The organism is Methyloceanibacter superfactus (assembly GCF_001723305.1).
Lineage (GTDB): Bacteria > Pseudomonadota > Alphaproteobacteria > Rhizobiales > Methyloligellaceae > Methyloceanibacter > Methyloceanibacter superfactus.
In genome coordinates this window covers 71,468-90,483 of the sequence record NZ_LPWF01000034.1, presented here as the reverse complement: position 1 = coordinate 90,483, position 19,016 = coordinate 71,468, and the positions used below count along the sequence as shown (strand labels likewise).

Genomic DNA, 19,016 nt, shown 5'->3' with positions numbered 1-19,016 from the left:
GAATCCGTTGTCTCGAAGGCTGGATTACGCCTTTACAGCAAAACCATGAGGAAACGCGAGGAGTCCCGGCGATTTTCACGCCGGTAACAAAATACCACATACCTAAAGTACGGATTCGTATAAGACATTTGCATTCCGCTTGACCGCTTCTGAGCGAGTCGTTAGAAGCGCCGATCTTTGACACGACCTTGAGTAATCCCGACCCATGAAAACCTTTTCCGCCACGCCCAAGGACATCGACAAGTCCTGGATCCTCATCGACGCCAACGGCCTTGTGGTCGGCCGGCTCGCCGCCTTGATCGCAACGCGGCTGAGAGGCAAGCACAAGCCGAGCTTCACGCCCCATATGGATGACGGCGACAATATCATCGTCATCAACGCCCAGCAGATCGTGTTCAGCGGCAACAAGCGCGCTGACAAGGTCTACAACTGGCATACGGGCCATCCGGGCGGCATCAAGAGCCGGACCGCGGAGAAGATCCTCGACGGCAAGCACCCCGAGCGTGTGCTGCAGAAGGCGGTCGAGCGCATGGTTCCGCGCGGGCCCCTCGGACGCAAGCAGATGAAGAATTTGAAGATCTACGCCGGCGCGGAGCATCCGCATGAGGCGCAGAACCCGGTGAAGCTCGACGTCGCCGCCCTCAACCCCAAGAACGCAAGGAGCGCGTGACAGCCATGAGCGAGACGATGACGCTTGAAGATCTGGCGCCGCTCAAGGGCGATGCCGCCGAAGCCACCCCGGAGCGGGTCTACGAGAAGAAGGTCGATGCGCAAGGCCGCGCTTACGCCACCGGCAAGCGCAAGGACGCAGTCGCCCGCGTGTGGGTCAAGCAGGGCCCCGGCAAGATCACGGTCAACGGCAAGGATCACGTCGCCTATTTCGCGCGGCCGGTCTTGCGGATGATCCTGAAGCAGCCGCTGGTCACCGCCCAGCGCGAAGGTCAGTTCGACATCGTCTGCACCGTCAGCGGCGGCGGACTGTCCGGCCAGGCCGGCGCCGTGCGCCACGGCATCTCCAAGGCGCTCACGCGCTTCGAGCCGGAGCTCCGCGGCGTGCTGAAGAAGGCAGGCTTCCTGACCCGCGACGCCCGCACCGTCGAGCGCAAGAAGTACGGCAAGGCCAAGGCCCGAAAGAGCTTCCAGTTCTCCAAGCGCTAATCGTCAGCGCTTATCTGGGAAGGTTGCGGCAGAGGCTCTTGCGAGCCTGACTGCCGCGCCGTCTTTCGTATTGTGCCGAATTCCGCTAAGCCCGCATTGATCGCGGGGCTTCTTCGTTAGGTTCGACCATGGCCAGCAACACGCTCATCCGGGCCGCCGTGCTCGGCGCTTCCGGCTATACCGGCGCCGACCTGATCCGGCTCGCCGCCAGACATCCGTCGATCAAGATCGCCGCGTTGATCGCCAAGGGCCATGCGGGACAGCCGCTCGCCCAAGTCTTTCCGCATCTCGTGAGCCTCGATGTGCCCAAACTCGTCACCGCCGACGAGGTGGACTGGAGCGGCATCGACGTGGCCTTCTGCGGTCTGCCGCACGGCACCGCCCATGCGGAGATCAAGAAGTTGCCCGAGCGGGTGAAGGTGGTCGACATGTCGGCCGACTTCCGCTTGCGGGATCTCGGCACTTACGCGGAGTGGTATGGCGGCGAGCACAGCGCGCCGGAGCTTCACGAAAGCGCCGTCTATGGGCTGACCGAGCATTACCGCGATGCGATCGCGAAGGCGCGGATCGTGGCCTGTCCGGGCTGCTATCCCACCGCCGTGTTATTGGCCCTCCTGCCTCTGATGAAGAGCGGGCTCATCTCGAGCGAGGACATCATCATCGATGCCAAGTCGGGCGTGTCCGGCGCCGGGCGCACCCTCAAGCAGAACATCCTGTTCTCCGAGGCTGGCGAGGGCCTGTCCCCCTACGGCATCGGCAGCCATCGGCACGTGCCGGAGATCGAGCAAGAGCTCGGGGCCGTGGCGGAGATGCCGGTGAGGGTGAACTTCACGCCCCATTTGGTCCCCATGACCCGGGGTGAGCTGTGCACGTCTTATGTGCGGCTTGCCGGCAAGGCCGCTGCGGCCGACTTGCGGAAAGCGCTCGCCGACGCTTACGCCACGAGTCCCTTCGTGCGCGTGGTGGAGGAGGGCGTCATTCCGGCAACGCAGCATGTGCGGGGCTCGAACTATTGCCATATCGGCGTGTTCGCCGACCGGCTGCCGGGCCGGGCCATCGTCGTCTCGGCCATCGACAATCTGGTGAAGGGCTCGGCCGGTCAGGCCTTGCAGAACTTCAACCTGATGTACGGCCTCGACGAGACGACGGCGCTCGAGCAGCTTCCGCTCTTTCCGTAGCTACTTGCCGCTCCTCACGTAGGACCCGGGCGCGTCCTCGATCGGCTTGAGGGGGCCGGCCGACGGATCGCGGGCCGGGATCTTCTCGCCGGACTGCGCGGCCAACCACTTCGTCCAGTCAGGCCACCACGACCCCGCCGTCTCGGTGGCGCGCTTGGTCCATTCCTCGAGCGAGGTCGCCGCGCCGCCGTCGGCCCAATATTGATATTTCTTCTTGGCCGGCGGATTGACCACCCCGGCGATATGGCCCGAGCCCGCCATGACATGGCGCACGGGTCCGCCGAAGAGCTTGCTGCCGCGGAAGACCGACAGCGCCGGGGCGATGTGATCCTCGCGGGTGAAGAGCTCGTAGATCGGGATGGTCACCTTCGACAGGTCGAGCTTGACGCCGCCCAGCACCATCTCGCCCTTGCTCAAACGGTTCTCGTGATAGAACTCGCGCAAATAAAAGGCGTGATTGGCCGCAGGCAGCCGCGTGGAATCGGAGTTCCAGAACAGCAGGTCGAACGGGAAGGGCTTCTTGCCCAAGAGGTAGTTGTTGACCACGTAGGGCCAGATCAGGTCGCGCGGCCGCAGCATGTTGAACACCGTCGCCATGCGGGCGCCATCGAGATAGCCCTGCTCCGACATCATCTCCTCAAGCGACTTGAGCTGCGTGTCGTCGATGAAGATGAGCAGGTCGCCCGCCTCGCTGAAATCGACCTGTGCCGTGAGGAAGGTCGCCGAGGCGATCCTGTCATCCCCCTTGGCCGCCATGTAAGCGAGGGTGGAGCCGAGCAGCGTGCCGCCGACGCAATATCCGAGCACGTTGACGTGATGGATGCCGAGCTGGCGGTTGACCGCCTCGACAGCGGCGAGAATGCCCTCGTGCATGTAGTCCTCGAAGGTCTTCTCCGCGTGTTTGGCGTCCGGGTTGACCCAGGAGATCATGAACACGGTGAAGCCCTGATCGACCGCCCATTTGACGAACGACTTCTCGGGCTTGAGATCGAGGATGTAATATTTATTGATCCACGGCGGCGCGATGATGAGCGGGCGCTCATAGACCTGCTCGGTGGTCGGCGCATATTGGATCAGCTGGATGAGGTCGTTCTGGAACACGACCTTGCCGGGCGTGACGGCGAGATCGCGGCCGACCTCGAAGGCGGCGAGATCGGTCTGGCTGATGCGCAGCAGATCCTGCGACTGATCGAGATCGTGCGCCAGCTGGGTCATGCCTTGCACGAGATTCTCGGCATTGGTGGCGAGCGTCGTCCGCACCACCTCCGGATTGGTAAAGGCGAAGTTCGACGGCGACAGCGCCGCCAGCATCTGCTCCAGATAGAACATCGCCTTCTTATGGGTCTTCTCGTCGACCCTTCCGCATTGCGGGTCATGTCCTCGGCCCAGCGCGCGGTGATGAGATAGGCCTGCTTCCAGAAGTCGAAAAACTGCTTCTCCGACCAATCGGGATCCTTGAAGCGGTTGTCCCCGGGCTCGGGCTCCGCGACCGGCTCGACGTCCTCGCCGAAGAAGCGGCGGACGGACCGGCCCCACAGATCCGCATAGCTCTGAAACAGGTCGCCTTGGGCTGCCACCAGCTTGCCGGGATCGCCGACCCAGACCCGGGCGACCTCGCCCAGCGTCTTGGCGGCCTCGCCGACCTCGGACGTCATGCTGTAGGGGCCGTTTCCATTCGTCGTGCTGCGCTCGGCCAGCGTCGAGAAGACCTTCGCTCCCTGGTCGAACAGGCGGACCATGTTGCGGGCAAACTCGTCGAATTGGGTGACTGGGCAGCCGTCGGCAGCGGTTTCCCCGGCGCTCGTATTCCGCTCCTGCATGAATTTGTCCTTATTTTACCCCCACTTGACCACGCTCTTGCCAGCTTGCGGAGGGACTAAGCTACGCCTTGCGGCTTCCGCGCGGTCAACCATTGTGCTATGCAATATAAGCGTCAGGCGATGTCAATCGCCAGGGGAAAGTCCACAAGAGCCAACATCTTACCGATGTTCTTGCGATCAACATGTTGCGTCGTGGCGATGCTGCCTGCCTTATGGCTCGGCGGCTGCGCCGATACGATGACCGCCGGACAGCCGATGAAGCGGTTCACCGATCTGGTGCGCAGCTACGACCGGACCCTGACGACGGCGGAGAAAAAGGCGGCGATCGACGAGCTCCAGCAGGAGAAGGAGCGCCAGCAGAAGCAGCTGGAGCAGGGCGACGGCGATCCGCCAAAAACGAACTAAATCAACGCTGACGGGCGCGGGGCCTCCTGCGATCCGCTTGCCCGGCGGCCCCTTTTCGTGGTTCAACAGCAGACTCCCAGTTCAATGGGCCGATCGGTGGGGATAACCAGCCGTGCACGACGATTTTCATAGGATTAAGCGGCTGCCGCCGTATGTCTTCGAGCAGGTCAACAAGCTCAAGGCCGGTGCGCGCGCGCGCGGGGACGACATCATCGATTTCGGCATGGGCAATCCCGACATGCCGACGCCCCAGCATATCGTCGACAAGCTGGTGGAAACCGTGCGCAACCCGCGCACCAACCGCTACTCCGCCTCTAAGGGCATCGGCGGCTTGCGCCGGGCACAAGCGGCCTATTACGACCGCCGCTTCGGGGTGAAGCTCAATCCCGAGACGCAAGTGGTCGCCACCCTCGGCTCGAAAGAGGGTTTCGCCAACGTGGCCCAAGCCATCACCGCGCCCGGCGACGTGATCCTCGTGCCCAATCCGACTATCCCGATCCATGAGTTCGGCTTCATCATGTCGGGCGGCGTGATCCGCCATCTGCCGGCGAGCACCGACTCCCAATTCATGGTGTCGCTTGACAAGGCGGTGCGCCATTCGGTGCCGAAGCCTTCGGTGCTGGTCCTGAACTACCCGGCCAATCCGACCGCCGTCGTCGCCAGCCGCGACTTCTATCGGGAGGTCGTCGCCTTCGCGAAGCGGAACGACCTCATTGTGCTGTCCGACCTCGCCTATGCGGAAATCTATTTCGAGGGCGAGCCGCCGCCGTCCATTCTCGAGATTCCGGGCGCCATGGACATCGCCGTCGAGTTCACGTCCTTGTCCAAGACCTATTCCATGCCGGGATGGCGCATGGGTTTCGCCGTGGGCAACGAGCGGCTGATCCAAGCCCTCACCAGGGTAAAATCCTATCTCGACTACGGCGCCTTCACGCCCATCCAGGTCGCCGCCACCGCGGCCCTGAACGGCCCGCAAGATTGCATCGACGAAATCCGCGGCGTCTATCGCCGCCGCCGCGATTGCATGGTCGATGCGCTGTCCCGCGCCGGCTGGCCCATCCCGTCGCCGCCCGCGACCATGTTCGCCTGGGCGCCGATCCCCGACATGTTCGCTCATCTCGGCTCGCTCGAATTCTCGAAGCTGCTGCTGGAGAGGGCCGGTGTCGCGGTGTCCCCCGGCGTCGGCTTCGGTGAGTACGGCGAGGGCCACGTCCGCATCGCGCTTGTGGAGAACGAGCAGCGCATCCGCCAGGCCGCGCGCAATATCCGTAAATTCCTCTCCGACTCGGCAAACGCGCTGCATAACGTCATTCCCATTGCCTCCAAGGCGAACCGGACGTTCTGAATTTTTCCGATGGCTGATGGATTGAAGCTTGGACTGGCCGGTATCGGCACTGTCGGCAGCGGCCTGCTGCGGCTCATAGAGGCGCGCCGCAATACGCTTGCCTCGCGCGCCGGCAGACCCGTCGAGGTGGTCGCCGTGTCCGCCCGCAACAAGCGTAAGAAGCGCGACGTTGATCTATCGCGTGTTCGCTTCGTCCAGACCCGGGTCAAGCTGGCCACCGATCCCGAGATCGACGTCTTTGTCGAGTTGATCGGCGGTGAGGCAGGCGTGGCCAAGGAGGCGGTCGAGGCCGCGCTCCGGGCCGGCAAGCATGTGGTCACCGCCAACAAGGCGCTGCTCGCTCATCACGGCGCGAGCTTGCCGGCGCTCGCCGAGAAGCATGGTGCGGCCCTCAACTTCGAGGCCGCGGTCGCCGGCGGCATTCCCGTGGTCAAGGTCATCCGCGAGGGCCTGCAAGGCAACGACATCTCGCGCGTCTACGGCATCCTCAACGGAACCTGCAATTACATCCTGACCCTGATGGAACAGGAAGGCAGAGGGTTCGCCGATGTGCTGAAGGAGGCGCAGGCGCAAGGCTATGCCGAAGCTGATCCGACATTCGATATCGGCGGTTTCGACACCGCCCATAAACTGGCACTGCTGACGAGCCTCGCTTTCGGCACGCGCACCAGCTTCGACGCCGTCTACGTGGAAGGCATCGAGACGATCACGCCCGCCGACATCGAGGCGGCGGACGATCTCGGCTACCGCATCAAGCTGCTCGGCGTAGCGCTGCGCACCGACAGCGGTATCGAGCAGCGCGTGCATCCGACCATGGTCCCGAAGGACACGGCGATCGCCGAGGTCGATGGCGTGTCGAATTGCGTGGCCATCGACGGCGATTTCGTCGGCGACGTCATGCTGATCGGCCCCGGCGCCGGCGGCGGCCCCACGGCATCGGCGGTGATGAGCGACATCATCGACATCGCCCGCGGTCACGTCTTGCCGGCGTTCGGCATCAAGGCGAAGGACCTGAAGCCTTACAAGAAGGCCCAGATGCGCGCCCATGAAGGCGGCTACTACATCCGTCTGTCCGTCCACGACCGGACCGGCGCCTTCGCCGCCATCGCCCAGCGCATGGCCGAGCAGAAGATCTCCATTGAGAGCATCGTCCAACGGCGGCCTCGCAGCAGCGTGGGCGATGCTCGCGCGGCTGTCGTCCTGGTGACCCATCAGACGACGGAAGCCGCCGTCCGCAAGGCGCTGGCGGCCATCGAGCGCGACGGCCATGTGGACGCCAAGCCCCAAATGATCCGCATCGAAAAACTGTGATACAGATTCGGTAAGAGAACGACGCGACGGCGTTCGCGCGATGAGCTGGGGAGGATCGAACGTGTCAGAGGCTACGGCCAGGACCGAGCTCGACCGCGCGCTCGCGTTGGATATCGTCCGCGTTACCGAAGCCACGGCCGTTGCCGCCGCCCGCTGGCGGGGGCGGGGTGACGAGGCCGCCGCCGACGAGGCCGCCGCGGCCGCCATGTATCGCGAGATCGCCCGCCTGCCCATCGAAGGCGTCGTGGTCGTCGGCGAAGGCGACGAGGACGAATCCCCGATCCTTTACAACGGTGAGACCATCGGCGCCGGATCGTCTGAAGGCGTGACGCTCGATCTCGCCGTCGACCCGGTGGAAGGCGCCACGCTCTGCGCCAAGGCTCTGCCCAATGCGTTGTCGGTGTTGGCTGTGGCCGAGCGTGGGAGCTTCTTGAAGGTGCCGGTGATCTACATGGAGAAGATCGCCATCGGCCCGGGCTATCCCGACAACCTCGTCGACCTCGACGCCACTCCGGCCGAGAACCTTGAGGCGCTCGCCAAGGCCAAGGGATGCCAGGTCAGCGAGCTCACCGTATGCATTCTCGACCGGCCGCGGCACGGCAAGCTGATCGAGGAGGTGCGCGCCGCGGGCGCGGCACTTCGCCTGATTAGCGACGGCGACATCGCCGGGGTGGTCCATGTGACGGAGCCGCGCGAGACCGGCATCGATATCTACATGGGGATCGGCGGGGCGCCGGAAGGGGTGCTTGCCGCCGCGACGCTTGCCTGCATCGGCGGTCAGATGCAAGGACGGCTAGTGGCGTTGAATCAGGAGCATCGGGCCCGCGCCCGTGCCGCCGGCATCGCCGATCTCGACCGAAAATACGCCATCACCGACATGGTCTCGGGTGATCTCAGCTTCGCCGCCACCGGCATCACCGACGGCTCGCTCTTGGAAGGCGTGCGCTTCACCAAGGACGCCGTCTTCACCCATTCGGTGGTGATGCGCGCCTCGACCCGGACCGTGCGGTGGATCAGGACGGAGCATCCCGACGTCGGCAAGTTCGACTGACGGGGCGCTCCAAGCGAATCAGTTACACTCGCTGTTCTCTCCTCAGAACGGAAGCGAGTTTGACGGCGTGACCGCGGCATTGAAATACGACGAGAAAGACGCCGCGCCGGCAATGCTTGGGGTGGAATGTTCCGCGCGCGGACGCCGCTGGATCGAGCGTCTCGATCCCGGGCGCACCCTTGCCGCCGCGGCCATTGCCCAGGCCCACGGCCTGCCGGAGCTGCTTGGCCGGGTGCTGGCCGCCCGCGGCGCCGATCTCCACACCATCGACCGCCATCTCGACCCGTCGCTGCGCACATTGCTGCCCGACCCGGCGCGCCTGCAAGACATGGAGCGTGCCGCCGCACGCTTCGCAACGCGATCCGCGCGGCGACCCGTTGCCGTATTCGGCGACTACGACGTGGACGGCGCCGCGTCCGTGGCCCTCATAGAGCGCTTCCTGCGGGCCCACGGGCAGCCTTGTGCCACCTACATCCCCGACCGCCTGAAAGAGGGCTACGGACCCACTCCAGGCGCGCTAACCGGCCTTGTGGAGGAAGGGGCGAGCCTGATCCTTACCGTCGATTGCGGCACGACCTCGGGCGCCGCCGTCGCCGCCGCCAATGCGGCCGGCGCGGACGTCATCATCCTCGACCACCATCAGGCCGACGAGCTGCTGCCCGAGGCCTTCGCCGTCATCAATCCCAACCGCCAGGACGACCTGTCGGGGCAAGGCCATCTGGCTGCCGCCGGCGTCGTGTTTCTATTTCTCGTGGCGACCGCCGCCGTGCTGCGCCTGGAGGGCACCTACCAAGGCGGCGCCGAGCCCGATCTTCTCGGTCTGCTGGACATGGTCGCGCTCGCGACGTCTGCGGTGGTGCCCCTTCACGGTATCAACCGGGCCTTCGTCACCCAGGGGCTCAAAGTGCTCAGGCTCCGGCACAATGCCGGCTTGCGGGCTCTCGCCGACGCCGCGCGTCTCGACGAAGCCCCGACACCCTACAGCCTCGGCTTCATCCTTGGGCCGCGCATCAATGCCGGCGGCAGGGTCGGCGCATCGGGGCTCGGCGCCAAACTGCTCGCTTGCGACGACGAGGTCGAAGCCCGGGCCATCGCCGCCAAGCTCGAGGCGCTCAATACCGAGCGCAAGGCCATTGAGGAGGTGATGCTGGAGGAGGCCTTCGCGCGCGCCGAAGCCGCCATCGAGGCCACGCCGGACCTGCCGCTGATCTTTCTTGGCGCCGAAGGTTGGCACAAGGGACTCATCGGCCTGGTCGCTGGCCGCATCGCCGACCGGTTTCATCGCCCCACCTTCGTCATGGCCTTCGAGGCGGACGGTACCGCGACCGGCTCGGCGCGCTCGCTGCCGTCCGTGGATCTCGGTGCCGCCGTCAGGGCGGCGGTGCAGGAGGGTGTGTTCCTCAAGGGCGGCGGACACGCCATGGCCGCCGGCTTCACCCTGGACCGGGCCAAGCACGACGCGGCGCGCAAGTTTCTGCAGGACCGTTTGGCGCAAGCGGTGGCAGACGCCACCGCGCCGCCGCGAGCCGCTTCGGACGGCGCGCTGTCGGCCCGCGGTGCGACGCTCGATCTGATCAATCTGCTCGACCGCGCCGGCCCCTATGGCTCACGGTACCCGCAGCCGCGCTTCGTCTTCCCGGCCCATCGCGTGACCCGTCTGCGCGCTATCGGCCAAGCCCAAGCCCATCTGCGTTGCACGCTCCTCAGCGCCGACGGCGGGCGCATCGAGGCGTGTGCCTTCCGGGTGGCGGGCACGCCGCTCGGCGACCTCTTCGCCAAAGGCGAGGGGACCACGCTGCACGTGGCCGGGCATTTGCGCCGCTCGGTCTGGCAGGGGCGCGAGAGCGTGGAGTTGATCATCGAGGATGCCGCGGACCCCGGCGGGGACGGCGCCTAACCGCGTTCTTGCGGGCGCGCGCAAAGCTTTCTATATGACGGGGCTCGGCCCGGTACGCCCCCTTCGTCTAATGGTTAGGACGCCAGGTTTTCAACCTGGAAACAGGGGTTCAATTCCCCTAGGGGGTACCAGTCGACCCGAGTGGCCATCGGCCCGCGTTTCGCGGGGCGCCCGGCTACCACTTTCCGGTATTCTCCATCGACGCCCAAGGCTCCTGCTTCGGCTTCGGCCCGCCCTTTTGTAAGAGCTCGATTGAGATGTTGTCCGGCGACCGGATGAAGGCCATGTAGCCATCCCGCGGCGGCCGGTTGATGGTGACGCCGCCCTTCATCAACTTCTCGCAGGTGGCGTAGATGTCCTCCACCTCGAAGGCGAGGTGGCCGAAATTGCGACCCTCGCCATAGACTTCCGGATCCCAGTTGTGTGTGAGTTCGACCTCGGTGTGATCGTCGCCCGGCGCGGCCAGATAGATGAGGGTGAAGCGGCCTTGCTCACTCTCTATGCGGCGGGTCTCTTTAAGACCGAGCTTGTTGCAATAGAAGTCGAGCGACTTGTCGACATCGGAAACGCGCACCATCGTGTGGAGGTACTTCATCGAAGGATCGTCTCCTCGTGCTGTGGTTCGAAACTGGCCCGGACCCTAAAGCGGAGCGCGCGCGTGTGGCAAGGGCTACGGGCAAGGCCGTTCCGCGCCATAAAAACGCAAAATAACGCGCCATTGTTGCACGGCGCACACAGCGTGGCGTAAGGGGCGCAGTGAACGAGAATTTACTCGCTGGCAGAAACGTTTGCGCCGTCGTCATCGAGATTCCGCATGGCGCGGCGGCGCCAACGGCGGCGCGTGTGAACCGCGAGAGTTTCGCTTGCTAATCAGCCGCTTGCGCGCGCGCTTACGCAAGCGTCGCGAACCTCGCCGCGGCTTGTGGAGAAGGGATTGCGCCCAGGAAAATTCCACTAGCCACGTTAGGGGGCAATGCTATGTTCGAAAGAGAGTGTTCCAGTCGATTCGTTAGTGGGGCGTCGTATCGGCTGATGGAAGTTAAGCGGGGGAATGCGGCATGGGGGCGAAAGAACCGCCACATCTAGAGGAACATACCCAACGCGACGAGGATGCCACAGTCGATGTGTTCGAGGTCTCAGGGTCGATCAAGTGGTTCGATGCGTCCAAGGGTTATGGCTTTATTGTACCAGACGAAGATCTTCCCGACGTTCTCCTGCATGTGACTTGTCTTCGGCGCGACGGTCATCAGACCGCCTACGAGGGCGCGCGAGTCGTCTGCGAGGTGCTGCGCCGGCCCAAGGGGCTGCAGGCGTTCCGTATCCTCGAGATGGACGACACCACCGCAATCCATCCCTCGCAGTTGCCGCAGCGGACCCACGTCATCGTGATCCCGGAAAGCGACTGGGAGCGGGCCATGGTGAAGTGGTTCAATCGTCTCCGCGGCTTCGGCTTCCTGCGCGCGGGCCCTCGACGCTCGACATCTTCGTGCACATGGAGACGCTCCGCCGTTGCGGCTTCACCGAGCTCAGGCCGGGACAGTCGCTGCTGGTCCGCTATGGCCGGGGCTCGAAGGGGCTCATGGCGGCCGAACTCAAGCCCGACGGTGCGAACGGGCCGGCCTCTCACTGACACCCCGCGCTTCAGCTTCCGTGACACGCATTGCCGGCGCTTGGCTGACGAGTCTCGCGCTGCTGATGCCGCCAACAGGCGGCATCGCCGCCGGCACGGACACGCTTGTGCTCGAGACCGCTAGCGGCGAGCACCGCTATGATGTGGAAGTGGCAACGACCGACAGCGAGCGCGCGCTGGGTCTCATGTTCCGCCGCTCGCTGCCGGAATCGGCCGGCATGCTCTTCATCTACGACCCACCGCAGCGTGTCGGAATGTGGATGCGCAACACCTTTATCCCGCTCGATATGGTTTTCATTTCCGGAGACGGCCGGGTCCATCGCATCCAGCCCAATACCGAGCCCTTCTCCACCGACCTGATCACTTCCGGCGGCGAGGTCGGCGGGGTCCTGGAGCTGAACGCCGGTCAGGCCGAAAAGATCGGGCTCAAGCGGGGCGACCGCGTGATCTACCCCGGTTTCGGCGATCGAGCGGCGCCCTAGACCCGATGACGCGGCTTTAACGCCTTGGCACTAGCCTGAGGCGGCCAGGGCAATTATGTATGTCTTCGCATGGCTGTTCCGGGTCTGCCCGAATGCCTCAGCCATTGGCCAACGATTGATTCGGGGCATGGCGCAGTCTGGTAGCGCACCTGCTTTGGGAGCAGGGGGTCGCAAGTTCGAATCTTGCTGCCCCGACCATTCGTGTTTCGGCCAAACGGAGAGGGAACGACATGGCGGCCCGGATCTACAAGCCCGCCCAGAATGTAATGCAGCAAGGCAAGGCCGCCTCGCGCGATTGGGTGCTGGAATATCTGCCCGACCAGCCGCGCGTGATTGAGCCCTTGATGGGCTGGACGAGTTCTGGCGACACGAGACGGCAGGTGCGCATGAGCTTCGCCACCAAAGAGGAAGCGATCGCCTTCGCCACCGACAATGGCATCGCCTTCCGCCTCGAGGAGCCGAATGCGACCAAGCTCCGGCCCAAATCCTATGCTGAGAACTTCAAGTTCGGCCGGCCCGACCGCTGGACGCACTGATAGTCATTGTTTCGGCCTATACTGCCGCCAAGAAGAGGGGTCCCGTAGCTCAAGGGATAGAGCATCTGCCTTCTAAGCAGAGGGTTGCAGGTTCGAATCCTGCCGGGATCGCCATCTCGCTCTAGGGAGCCAGCCCGTTTTCAGCAGGGGGACTTATGCGTCTGCTTCTCAGCCTTGTCCTGACCGTGATTCTTGCCGGCACAGCCGCCGCCGAGCCGAAGCTGCTTTGGGAGGCCAAGGGTTTGGCGCAACCGGAGTCCGTCGCCCATGACCCGGTCACCGACGTCTTTTACGTCAGCAACATCAACGGTGCCGTCATGCAGAAGGACGGCAACGGCTTCATCACGCGGATCAAGCCGGACGGCACCATCCTGGAGCGCAGTTGGGTCAAGGGGCTGAACGCACCGACGGGCCTCGCACTGCGCGACCGCACGCTCTACGTGGCCGACGTGGATGAGTTGGTGGAGATCAACGCCGCCTCAGGAAACGTTACCAAGCGTCACAAGGCGAAAGGCGCGATCTTTCTCAACGATGTCGCCATCGCCGAGGATGGCACCGTCTACGCCTCCGACACCCCCATGAACACGATCTGGCGCCTCAAAGACGGGACGTTCGAGCCCTGGCTCGCCAATGACGACTTGAACGGGCCCAATGGGCTGCTCGTGCAGGGAGACAAGCTCATCGTCGCCTCGTTCGGCAGAATGCCAGGCGAAGGACAAAAGCAGGAGCTTGCCGGACTGCTCGCCGTGAACCTGGAAGACCAGACAATCGAGCCGATGGGCAAGGGGGAGCCGGTGGGCAATCTCGATGGTCTCGAGCCGCTGGATGCCGGCGTCTACCTCGTCACCGATTGGGCCGGCGGCGCGCTCTATCGGATCGACTCCAAGGGCAAGGCGGATCTGTTGATCGACCTCAATCAGGGCAGCGCCGATCTGACCTTCTTCCCGCCGACGAAGACGGTCCTAATCCCGATGATGCTGGACAACACGCTCGCGGCCTACCGCTTGAGCGAACCACCACCCCAGACGCAGAAGAAGAAGGCTAAATAGAAGAGCCCAGTTGGCTGCGGCGCTCTACGTCATTGGCGAGAGGCTGACAGCCACCATATATGCCGGGGCTCAACCGGCTTCGCAGACCAACTCCAAAATAACCGTGGCGCTGCGTATCCACTGGATAGGACAGGATTGCTCATTTGATCTCGGCCCTCGCGCAACTGCCCATCGCCGTCAACCTCACCGTCTTCGTCCTGGCAGCGTCGGGCGTATGGTTCGCCGGTAGCCGTCTGGCCATTTATGCCGACGCCATCGCCGATCGGAAGCGTATCGGCCAGGCCTTCATGGGTCTCGTGTTTGTCGCGGCCGCAACGTCGCTACCCGAGATGGTGACGACGCTTTACGGCGCGCTCGCCGGCGAAGCCGAACTCGTGCTCGGCAACATGTTCGGCGGCATCACCATGCAGACGGCGATCCTCGCGCTGGCCGACCTGTCCTTCGCCGCCGTCGCCTTGACGTCCTATCCGCGCGGCCCGCCTCGCGCTCGAAGCGACCCTGCTCATAGCCCTCCTGGCCTTGCTCATCGGACTTCACGCGGTGGGCGAGTTCTCGCTGCCCTTCGGCGTCGGGCTCGGCACGCTGTTTCTCGGCATCGCCTATGTGGGCATCGTCTTCATGCTGCGGGAATATGACCGGAACGCGCCTTGGGTCCCCATCGAGGTGCCCGAGACGGAGGAGCCGTTGATCGGCGACGTGGTGCCGAGAGAGCTCGATCGGAAAGCCTTCCCATCCCTCGTCTGGGGCTTCGCCATGCTGAGCGGCGTAATCCTCATTTGCGCGTTGGGACTGACCGCAAGTGCCGCGGCCATCGCCGAGCAGACCGGGCTGGGCTCAAGCTTCATCGGCGTGACACTTCTGGCAAGCGCCACCTCGCTGCCGGAGGTGAGCACGACCTTCGCCGCCGTGCGGATCGGCGCCCACAGCATGGCGATCTCGAATATCTTCGGCAGCAATCTGCTGATGGTCGCGCTCGTGCTGCCGGCGGATCTCGCCTATAGCGGCGCCCCGATCCTCGGCGCCATCGATCAAGCGACCGCCTTCGCGCTCGTATCGGGCGTGCTCGTCACCTCGATCTATCTCGCCGGACTCTTGATCCGCTCACGCCGCACCATTTTCGGCATGGGCATCGACTCGGCACTCGTGCTCGTCGTCTACGCGATGACGCTCGCGGTGTTCTATCACTTCAGCTGAGATCTTAGAGGATGCTGCGGACCACGCCGCCGTCGACACGCAGCGACGCGCCGGTGATCGCCGAGGAGCCTTCGCCGCACAAGAACACCACAAGGTTGGCGACTTCCTCGGTCTCGGCAAAGCGGCCGATCAACGACGAGGGCCGCATGGTCTTGACGAAGTCCTTCTCGAACGTGGCCTGGTCGACGCCCTGATCGGCGGCGAGCTTCTCCACGAACTCGACGACGCCCTCGGAGCGGGTCGGACCGGGGAGCACGGCGTTGGCCGTCACGCCGGTGCCCGCCACGCTCTCGGCGATACCGCGGGACAAGGCGAGCTGCGCCGTCTTGGTCACGCCGTAATGGACCATCTCCTGCGGCGTCTGCACGCCGGACTCGCTCGAGATGAAGATGATGCGTCCCCACTTGCGCGCGACCATGTCCGGCAGAAGCGCCCGGCTGAGCCGCACCCCGCTCATGACATTGACATCGAAGATTTCCTGCCAATCCGCATCCGTGATCTCGACGAAAGGCACGGGGGTGAAGATGCCGACATTGTTGACGAGGATGTCGACCTTGCCGGCCTCTTCGGCGAGGGAGGCGGTGCCCTCGGCCGTGCCGAGATCGGCGGCGTTGCCGACGGCGCGCAGGCCGTCTTGGGCAAGAGCGTGAACCGCCTTGGCCACGCGCTCTTCGCTACGGCCGTTGACGATGACCTCCGCGCCTTCCCGCGCCAGACCCTCGGCGATGGCGAAGCCGATACCGCCCGTCGATCCAGTGACAAGCGCGCGCTTGCCGTCGAGCCTCAGATCCATGAATGCCTCGTTTGCGTGTCGTGAAAGCTAAGCGCTTCTGAGCCTGGCGAAGCCCGCATCGAGATCTGCCTTCAGATCCTCGACATCTTCCAGGCCGATGTGAAGACGCAAGCCCGGACCTTTCGCCTGCCAGTTTGTCGCGGATCTATAACTGCTTGGGTTAAAGGGCAAAATTAGGCTCTCATATCCTCCCCAGGAATAGCCCATGCCGAACAACTCGAGGCCGTCGAGCATCGCGGCAACGCCCTCGTGGCTGCACGGCCTCAAGACGATGGAGAACAGACCCGACGCGCCGGTGAAATCGCGCGCCCACAGCGCATGACCGGGATCGCCCGGCAGTGCCGGATGCAGCACGCGCTCAACCTCCGGCCGCGCCGCGAGCCATTCGGCCATGGCGAGTCCGGACTTGTGGTGGCGTTCGAGCCGGACGCTCAACGACCGCAGACCCCGCAAGCCGAGATAGACGTCTTCAGGCCCAGGGCACAGTCCTAGTTCGTCATGGCGCGCCGCGACAGCCTTCGACGTCGCTTGCCTCGTGGTGATGGCACCGAGCATGGCGTCCGCATGGCCGACGATATATTTGGTGGCGGCCTGGACCGCCACGTCGGCGCCGTGCTCGAACGGCTTGAAGTAGAGCGGCGTCGCCCAGGTGTTGTCCGTAATGACAACGGCGTCGCGCGCGTGCGCGGCTTCCGCAATAGCAGGAATATCCTGCACCTCCGACGTCTGCGACCCGGGAGACTCGGTAAACACGACCCGAGTCTTGTCGGTCATGAGCGTGGCGATCTTCCCGCCGATGAGGGGATCGTAATAGGTGGTGCTGACGCCGAGCCGCTTCAGCACGTTGTCGCAGAATCGCCGTGTCGGGCGATACACGCTATCGGACACGAGGATGTGGTCGCCGGCCGCGACGAAGGCGAGCAGCGCCACCGAGATCGCCGAAAGTCCCGACGGGGTGAGCAGGGTGGTATGGCCCCCTTCCAACTCGGCGAGCATGGACTGGAGCGCCTGGACGGTCGGTGTCCCAAGGCGGCCGTAACTGAAATCCTGCGCGTCGGCCTCGAGACAGGCCAAGGTGGGATAGAGCACCGTCGAGCCGCGATAGATCGGCGTGTTGACGAAGCCATGATAGCGCGCCGGATCACGCCCTGCGTGGACGAGGCGCGTATCTGGCTTCTGGGTCTTTGAGGATTTGCTCATGCGAGCCTTTGGCCGGGGCGAGGGGGCTCGCCCAAGGCTCTAGCTGGTCTCGATGGGAAGGCTCTCATTGGCGCCCCATTCCGCCCATGAGCCATCGTAGACCGACGTGCGGCGATGACCGGCCTCGGACAGCGCCAGCGCAAGCACGCAAGCGGTGATGCCTGAGCCGCAGCTCGTGACCACCGGCTTGTGTGGATCGACACCGGCTGCCTCGAAGACCTTGTTCAACTCGTCGGGTGACTTCAGCGTGCCGTCGGCATTGAGGAGCTGCCCAAAGGGCACGTTCTGTGATCCGGGAATGTGGCCGGCGCGCAAGCCCTGGCGGGGCTCGGGCGCGTTGCCGGCGAACCGCTCCGGCGAGCGCGCATCGACGATCGCCGCCGAGCGGTCTTGAATCAGTGCTTTCATGTCATCGAGGTCGCGCACGAGATCGAGATTGCGCCGTGCCGTGAAATGCCTCGTCGTGCGGGGCGCCGGCTCGCCGGTCATGAGCGGACGCCCTTCGGCCTTCCATTTTGGCAAGCCGCCATTCAGGACGCTGACATCGTCGGCGCCCATGACGCGAAACATCCACCACACCCGCGGAGCGCTGAACATGCCGTGGCGGTCATAGACCACGACCCGCTGCCCGTCGCCGATGCCCATTGCCCGCATGCGCGAGGAGAATTTCTCCGGCGGCGGGAGCATATGGGGCAGGGCGCTCTTGCTATCGACGATCTCGTCGATGTCGAAGAAGATCGCGCCGGGAATATGCTCGGCGAGATATTCCGCGCGCGCGTCCTTGCCTTCGCCCGGCATGTACCAGGTGGCGTCGATGATCACAAAATCAGGTGCGTCGAGCTCGCGCTCGAGCTCGTCGGTCTCAATCAGCCATGTCTTTGGCGTCGACAAAGTCACTTCTCCAATTCTTATCTAAGCTAGACGAACACGCTCGGCGCCGCAGCTTCGGCGTGGTCGAGCCATGCGGGCACGGGCAGCCCTTTTTCGCGCAAGAATTCCGGGTTGAACAGCCTGCTTTGATAGCGCGTGCCGTAATCGCAGAGCACCGTGACGATGGTATGGCCGGGTCCCAGCTCCTTGGCCAGACGGATCGCGCCTGCGACATTGATGCCGCTCGACCCGCCCAGGCAGAGACCTTCCTCGCTCAGGAGGTCGAAGACCACCGGCAGCGCCTCCGCGTCAGGGATCTGATAGGCCTCATCGATCTGAGCCCCTTCCAGATTGGCGGTGATACGGCCCTGGCCGATCCCTTCGGTGATCGAGCTGCCCTCGGCCTTCAGTTCGCCGTGCTTGTAGAAATTGTACAACGCCGCGCCCATGGGATCGGCGAGGCCGATGACAATGTCGGGGTTGTGCTCTTTCAGACCCATGGAGACGCCGGCCAGCGTGCCGCCGGTGCCGACCGCGCAAATGAAGCCGTCGACCTTGCCGTCGAGGTCGCGCCAAATCTCCTGCGCCGTCGTCTCGATATGGCCCTGGCGGTTCGCGACATTGTCGAACTGGTTGGCCCAGATCGCCCCGTTCGGTTCCGTGCGCGCCAATTCCTCCGCCAGCCGGCCGGAATATTTCACGTAGTTGTTGGCATTCTTATAGGGAACCGCGGGGACCTCGATCAGCTCGGCCCCGGCGAGACGCAGCATCTGCTTCTTCTCGTCGGATTGGGTCTCGGGGATCACGATGACCGTTTTCAGGCCGAGCGCGTTGCCGACCAACGTCAGGCCGATGCCGGTGTTGCCGGCCGTCCCTTCCACCACCGTACCCCCCGGATTGAGGCTTCCGGCGTTGAGCGCGTCGCGGATGATGAACAGCGCCGCGCGGTCCTTGACCGACTGGCCGGGGTTCATGAACTCGGCCTTGCCGAGGATCGTGCAGCCGGTCTCTTCGGACGCGCGTTTGAGCTTGATCAGCGGCGTGTTGCCGATCGTTTCGATGATGCCGTTACGGTAGGACAAGGGGGGAACCTTTGG

18 protein-coding genes, 3 tRNA genes and 2 pseudogenes are annotated in these 19,016 nt (G+C 64.4%); 17 read left to right on the top strand and 6 right to left on the bottom strand.

Annotation, left to right across the window (positions count from 1 at the left end):
* The first annotated feature begins 205 nt into the window (after positions 1-205).
* From rplM to argC, 3 genes are all read left to right on the top strand, one after another.
* Positions 206-670, top strand: coding sequence for a 50S ribosomal protein L13 (gene rplM, locus AUC69_RS14005; RefSeq protein WP_069442697.1), 465 nt, complete (start codon positions 206-208; stop codon positions 668-670).
* 5 nt (positions 671-675) lie between these two features.
* Complete coding sequence (rpsI, locus tag AUC69_RS14000) at positions 676-1,158, top strand: 30S ribosomal protein S9 (protein ID WP_069442696.1); 483 nt, start codon at positions 676-678, stop codon at positions 1,156-1,158.
* Positions 1,159-1,286: 128 nt separating this feature from the next.
* The gene (gene argC, locus AUC69_RS13995) at positions 1,287-2,336 is read left to right on the top strand and encodes an N-acetyl-gamma-glutamyl-phosphate reductase (protein ID WP_069442695.1); all 1,050 of its coding nucleotides are present in this window, start codon (positions 1,287-1,289) and stop codon (positions 2,334-2,336) included.
* Here argC and AUC69_RS13990 read toward each other — a convergent pair.
* A pseudogene (locus AUC69_RS13990) lies at positions 2,337-3,991 on the bottom strand (PHA/PHB synthase family protein).
* Positions 3,992-4,354: 363 nt separating this feature from the next.
* On the opposite strand from AUC69_RS13990, the gene AUC69_RS13985 reads away from it, so the two are divergent.
* The 6 genes from AUC69_RS13985 to AUC69_RS13960 all read left to right on the top strand — a co-directional run bounded on the left by AUC69_RS13985 (position 4,355) and on the right by AUC69_RS13960 (position 10,296).
* Complete coding sequence (locus AUC69_RS13985) at positions 4,355-4,561, top strand: hypothetical protein (RefSeq protein WP_069442694.1); 207 nt, start codon at positions 4,355-4,357, stop codon at positions 4,559-4,561.
* 112 nt (positions 4,562-4,673) lie between these two features.
* Complete coding sequence (locus tag AUC69_RS13980; RefSeq protein WP_069442693.1) at positions 4,674-5,906, top strand: LL-diaminopimelate aminotransferase; 1,233 nt, start codon at positions 4,674-4,676, stop codon at positions 5,904-5,906.
* 9 nt (positions 5,907-5,915) lie between these two features.
* Positions 5,916-7,217: a homoserine dehydrogenase gene (locus tag AUC69_RS13975; RefSeq protein ID WP_069442692.1), complete on the top strand. Its 1,302-nt coding sequence runs from the start codon at positions 5,916-5,918 to the stop codon at positions 7,215-7,217.
* Positions 7,218-7,278: 61 nt separating this feature from the next.
* Complete coding sequence (glpX, locus tag AUC69_RS13970) at positions 7,279-8,268, top strand: class II fructose-bisphosphatase (RefSeq protein WP_069442691.1); 990 nt, start codon at positions 7,279-7,281, stop codon at positions 8,266-8,268.
* A 112-nt stretch (positions 8,269-8,380) separates the two neighbouring features.
* Complete coding sequence (recJ, locus tag AUC69_RS13965; protein WP_069442712.1) at positions 8,381-10,165, top strand: single-stranded-DNA-specific exonuclease RecJ; 1,785 nt, start codon at positions 8,381-8,383, stop codon at positions 10,163-10,165.
* A gap of 56 nt (positions 10,166-10,221) precedes the next feature.
* Positions 10,222-10,296 (top strand) — tRNA-Glu (locus AUC69_RS13960).
* Between the two features lie 44 nt (positions 10,297-10,340).
* On the opposite strand, the gene AUC69_RS13955 is transcribed toward AUC69_RS13960, so the two are convergent.
* Positions 10,341-10,760 (bottom strand): VOC family protein, encoded by a 420-nt coding sequence (locus AUC69_RS13955; protein ID WP_069442690.1) that lies wholly within the window; start codon positions 10,758-10,760, stop codon positions 10,341-10,343.
* Between the two features lie 463 nt (positions 10,761-11,223).
* On the opposite strand from AUC69_RS13955, the pseudogene AUC69_RS13950 reads away from it, so the two are divergent.
* The 8 genes and pseudogenes from AUC69_RS13950 to AUC69_RS16625 all read left to right on the top strand — a co-directional run bounded on the left by AUC69_RS13950 (position 11,224) and on the right by AUC69_RS16625 (position 15,056).
* Positions 11,224-11,795 (top strand): annotated as a pseudogene (locus tag AUC69_RS13950) (cold-shock protein).
* Between the two features lie 20 nt (positions 11,796-11,815).
* The gene (locus AUC69_RS13945) at positions 11,816-12,277 is read left to right on the top strand and encodes a DUF192 domain-containing protein (RefSeq protein ID WP_244500272.1); all 462 of its coding nucleotides are present in this window, start codon (positions 11,816-11,818) and stop codon (positions 12,275-12,277) included.
* Positions 12,278-12,398: 121 nt separating this feature from the next.
* Positions 12,399-12,475 (top strand) — tRNA-Pro (locus AUC69_RS13940).
* A 32-nt stretch (positions 12,476-12,507) separates the two neighbouring features.
* The gene (locus tag AUC69_RS13935; RefSeq protein ID WP_069442689.1) at positions 12,508-12,813 is read left to right on the top strand and encodes an ETC complex I subunit; all 306 of its coding nucleotides are present in this window, start codon (positions 12,508-12,510) and stop codon (positions 12,811-12,813) included.
* 38 nt (positions 12,814-12,851) lie between these two features.
* A tRNA-Arg gene (locus tag AUC69_RS13930) sits at positions 12,852-12,927 on the top strand.
* A 41-nt stretch (positions 12,928-12,968) separates the two neighbouring features.
* Complete coding sequence (locus AUC69_RS13925; protein WP_069442688.1) at positions 12,969-13,862, top strand: SMP-30/gluconolactonase/LRE family protein; 894 nt, start codon at positions 12,969-12,971, stop codon at positions 13,860-13,862.
* A 143-nt stretch (positions 13,863-14,005) separates the two neighbouring features.
* Positions 14,006-14,497, top strand: a complete 492-nt coding sequence (locus tag AUC69_RS16630) for a hypothetical protein (RefSeq protein ID WP_158008127.1) — start codon at positions 14,006-14,008, stop codon at positions 14,495-14,497.
* Positions 14,403-15,056: a sodium:calcium antiporter gene (locus AUC69_RS16625; RefSeq protein WP_158008126.1), complete on the top strand. Its 654-nt coding sequence runs from the start codon at positions 14,403-14,405 to the stop codon at positions 15,054-15,056. The genes AUC69_RS16630 and AUC69_RS16625 overlap by 95 nt, the downstream gene beginning before the upstream one ends.
* A 4-nt stretch (positions 15,057-15,060) precedes the next feature.
* Here the strand turns inward: AUC69_RS16625 and AUC69_RS13915 are convergent, their stop codons facing one another.
* Genes AUC69_RS13915 through AUC69_RS13900 form a run of 4 tightly spaced genes read right to left on the bottom strand, consistent with a single transcriptional unit; the run spans position 15,061 to position 19,001 of the window.
* On the bottom strand, positions 15,061-15,849 hold the full coding sequence (locus tag AUC69_RS13915; RefSeq protein ID WP_069442687.1) for an SDR family NAD(P)-dependent oxidoreductase: 789 nt from the start codon (positions 15,847-15,849) through the stop codon (positions 15,061-15,063).
* Between the two features lie 27 nt (positions 15,850-15,876).
* Positions 15,877-17,049 (bottom strand): cystathionine beta-lyase, encoded by a 1,173-nt coding sequence (gene metC / locus AUC69_RS13910; protein ID WP_069442686.1) that lies wholly within the window; start codon positions 17,047-17,049, stop codon positions 15,877-15,879.
* A gap of 39 nt (positions 17,050-17,088) precedes the next feature.
* Entirely contained in the window at positions 17,089-17,940 is an 852-nt protein-coding gene (gene sseA / locus AUC69_RS13905; protein WP_069442710.1) for a 3-mercaptopyruvate sulfurtransferase, read from the bottom strand.
* Between the two features lie 26 nt (positions 17,941-17,966).
* Positions 17,967-19,001 carry a cysteine synthase A gene (locus AUC69_RS13900; protein WP_069442685.1) on the bottom strand — a complete coding sequence of 345 codons (1,035 nt, stop codon included), beginning with the start codon at positions 18,999-19,001 and terminating at the stop codon, positions 17,967-17,969.
* Between the last annotated feature and the right edge of the window lie 15 nt (positions 19,002-19,016).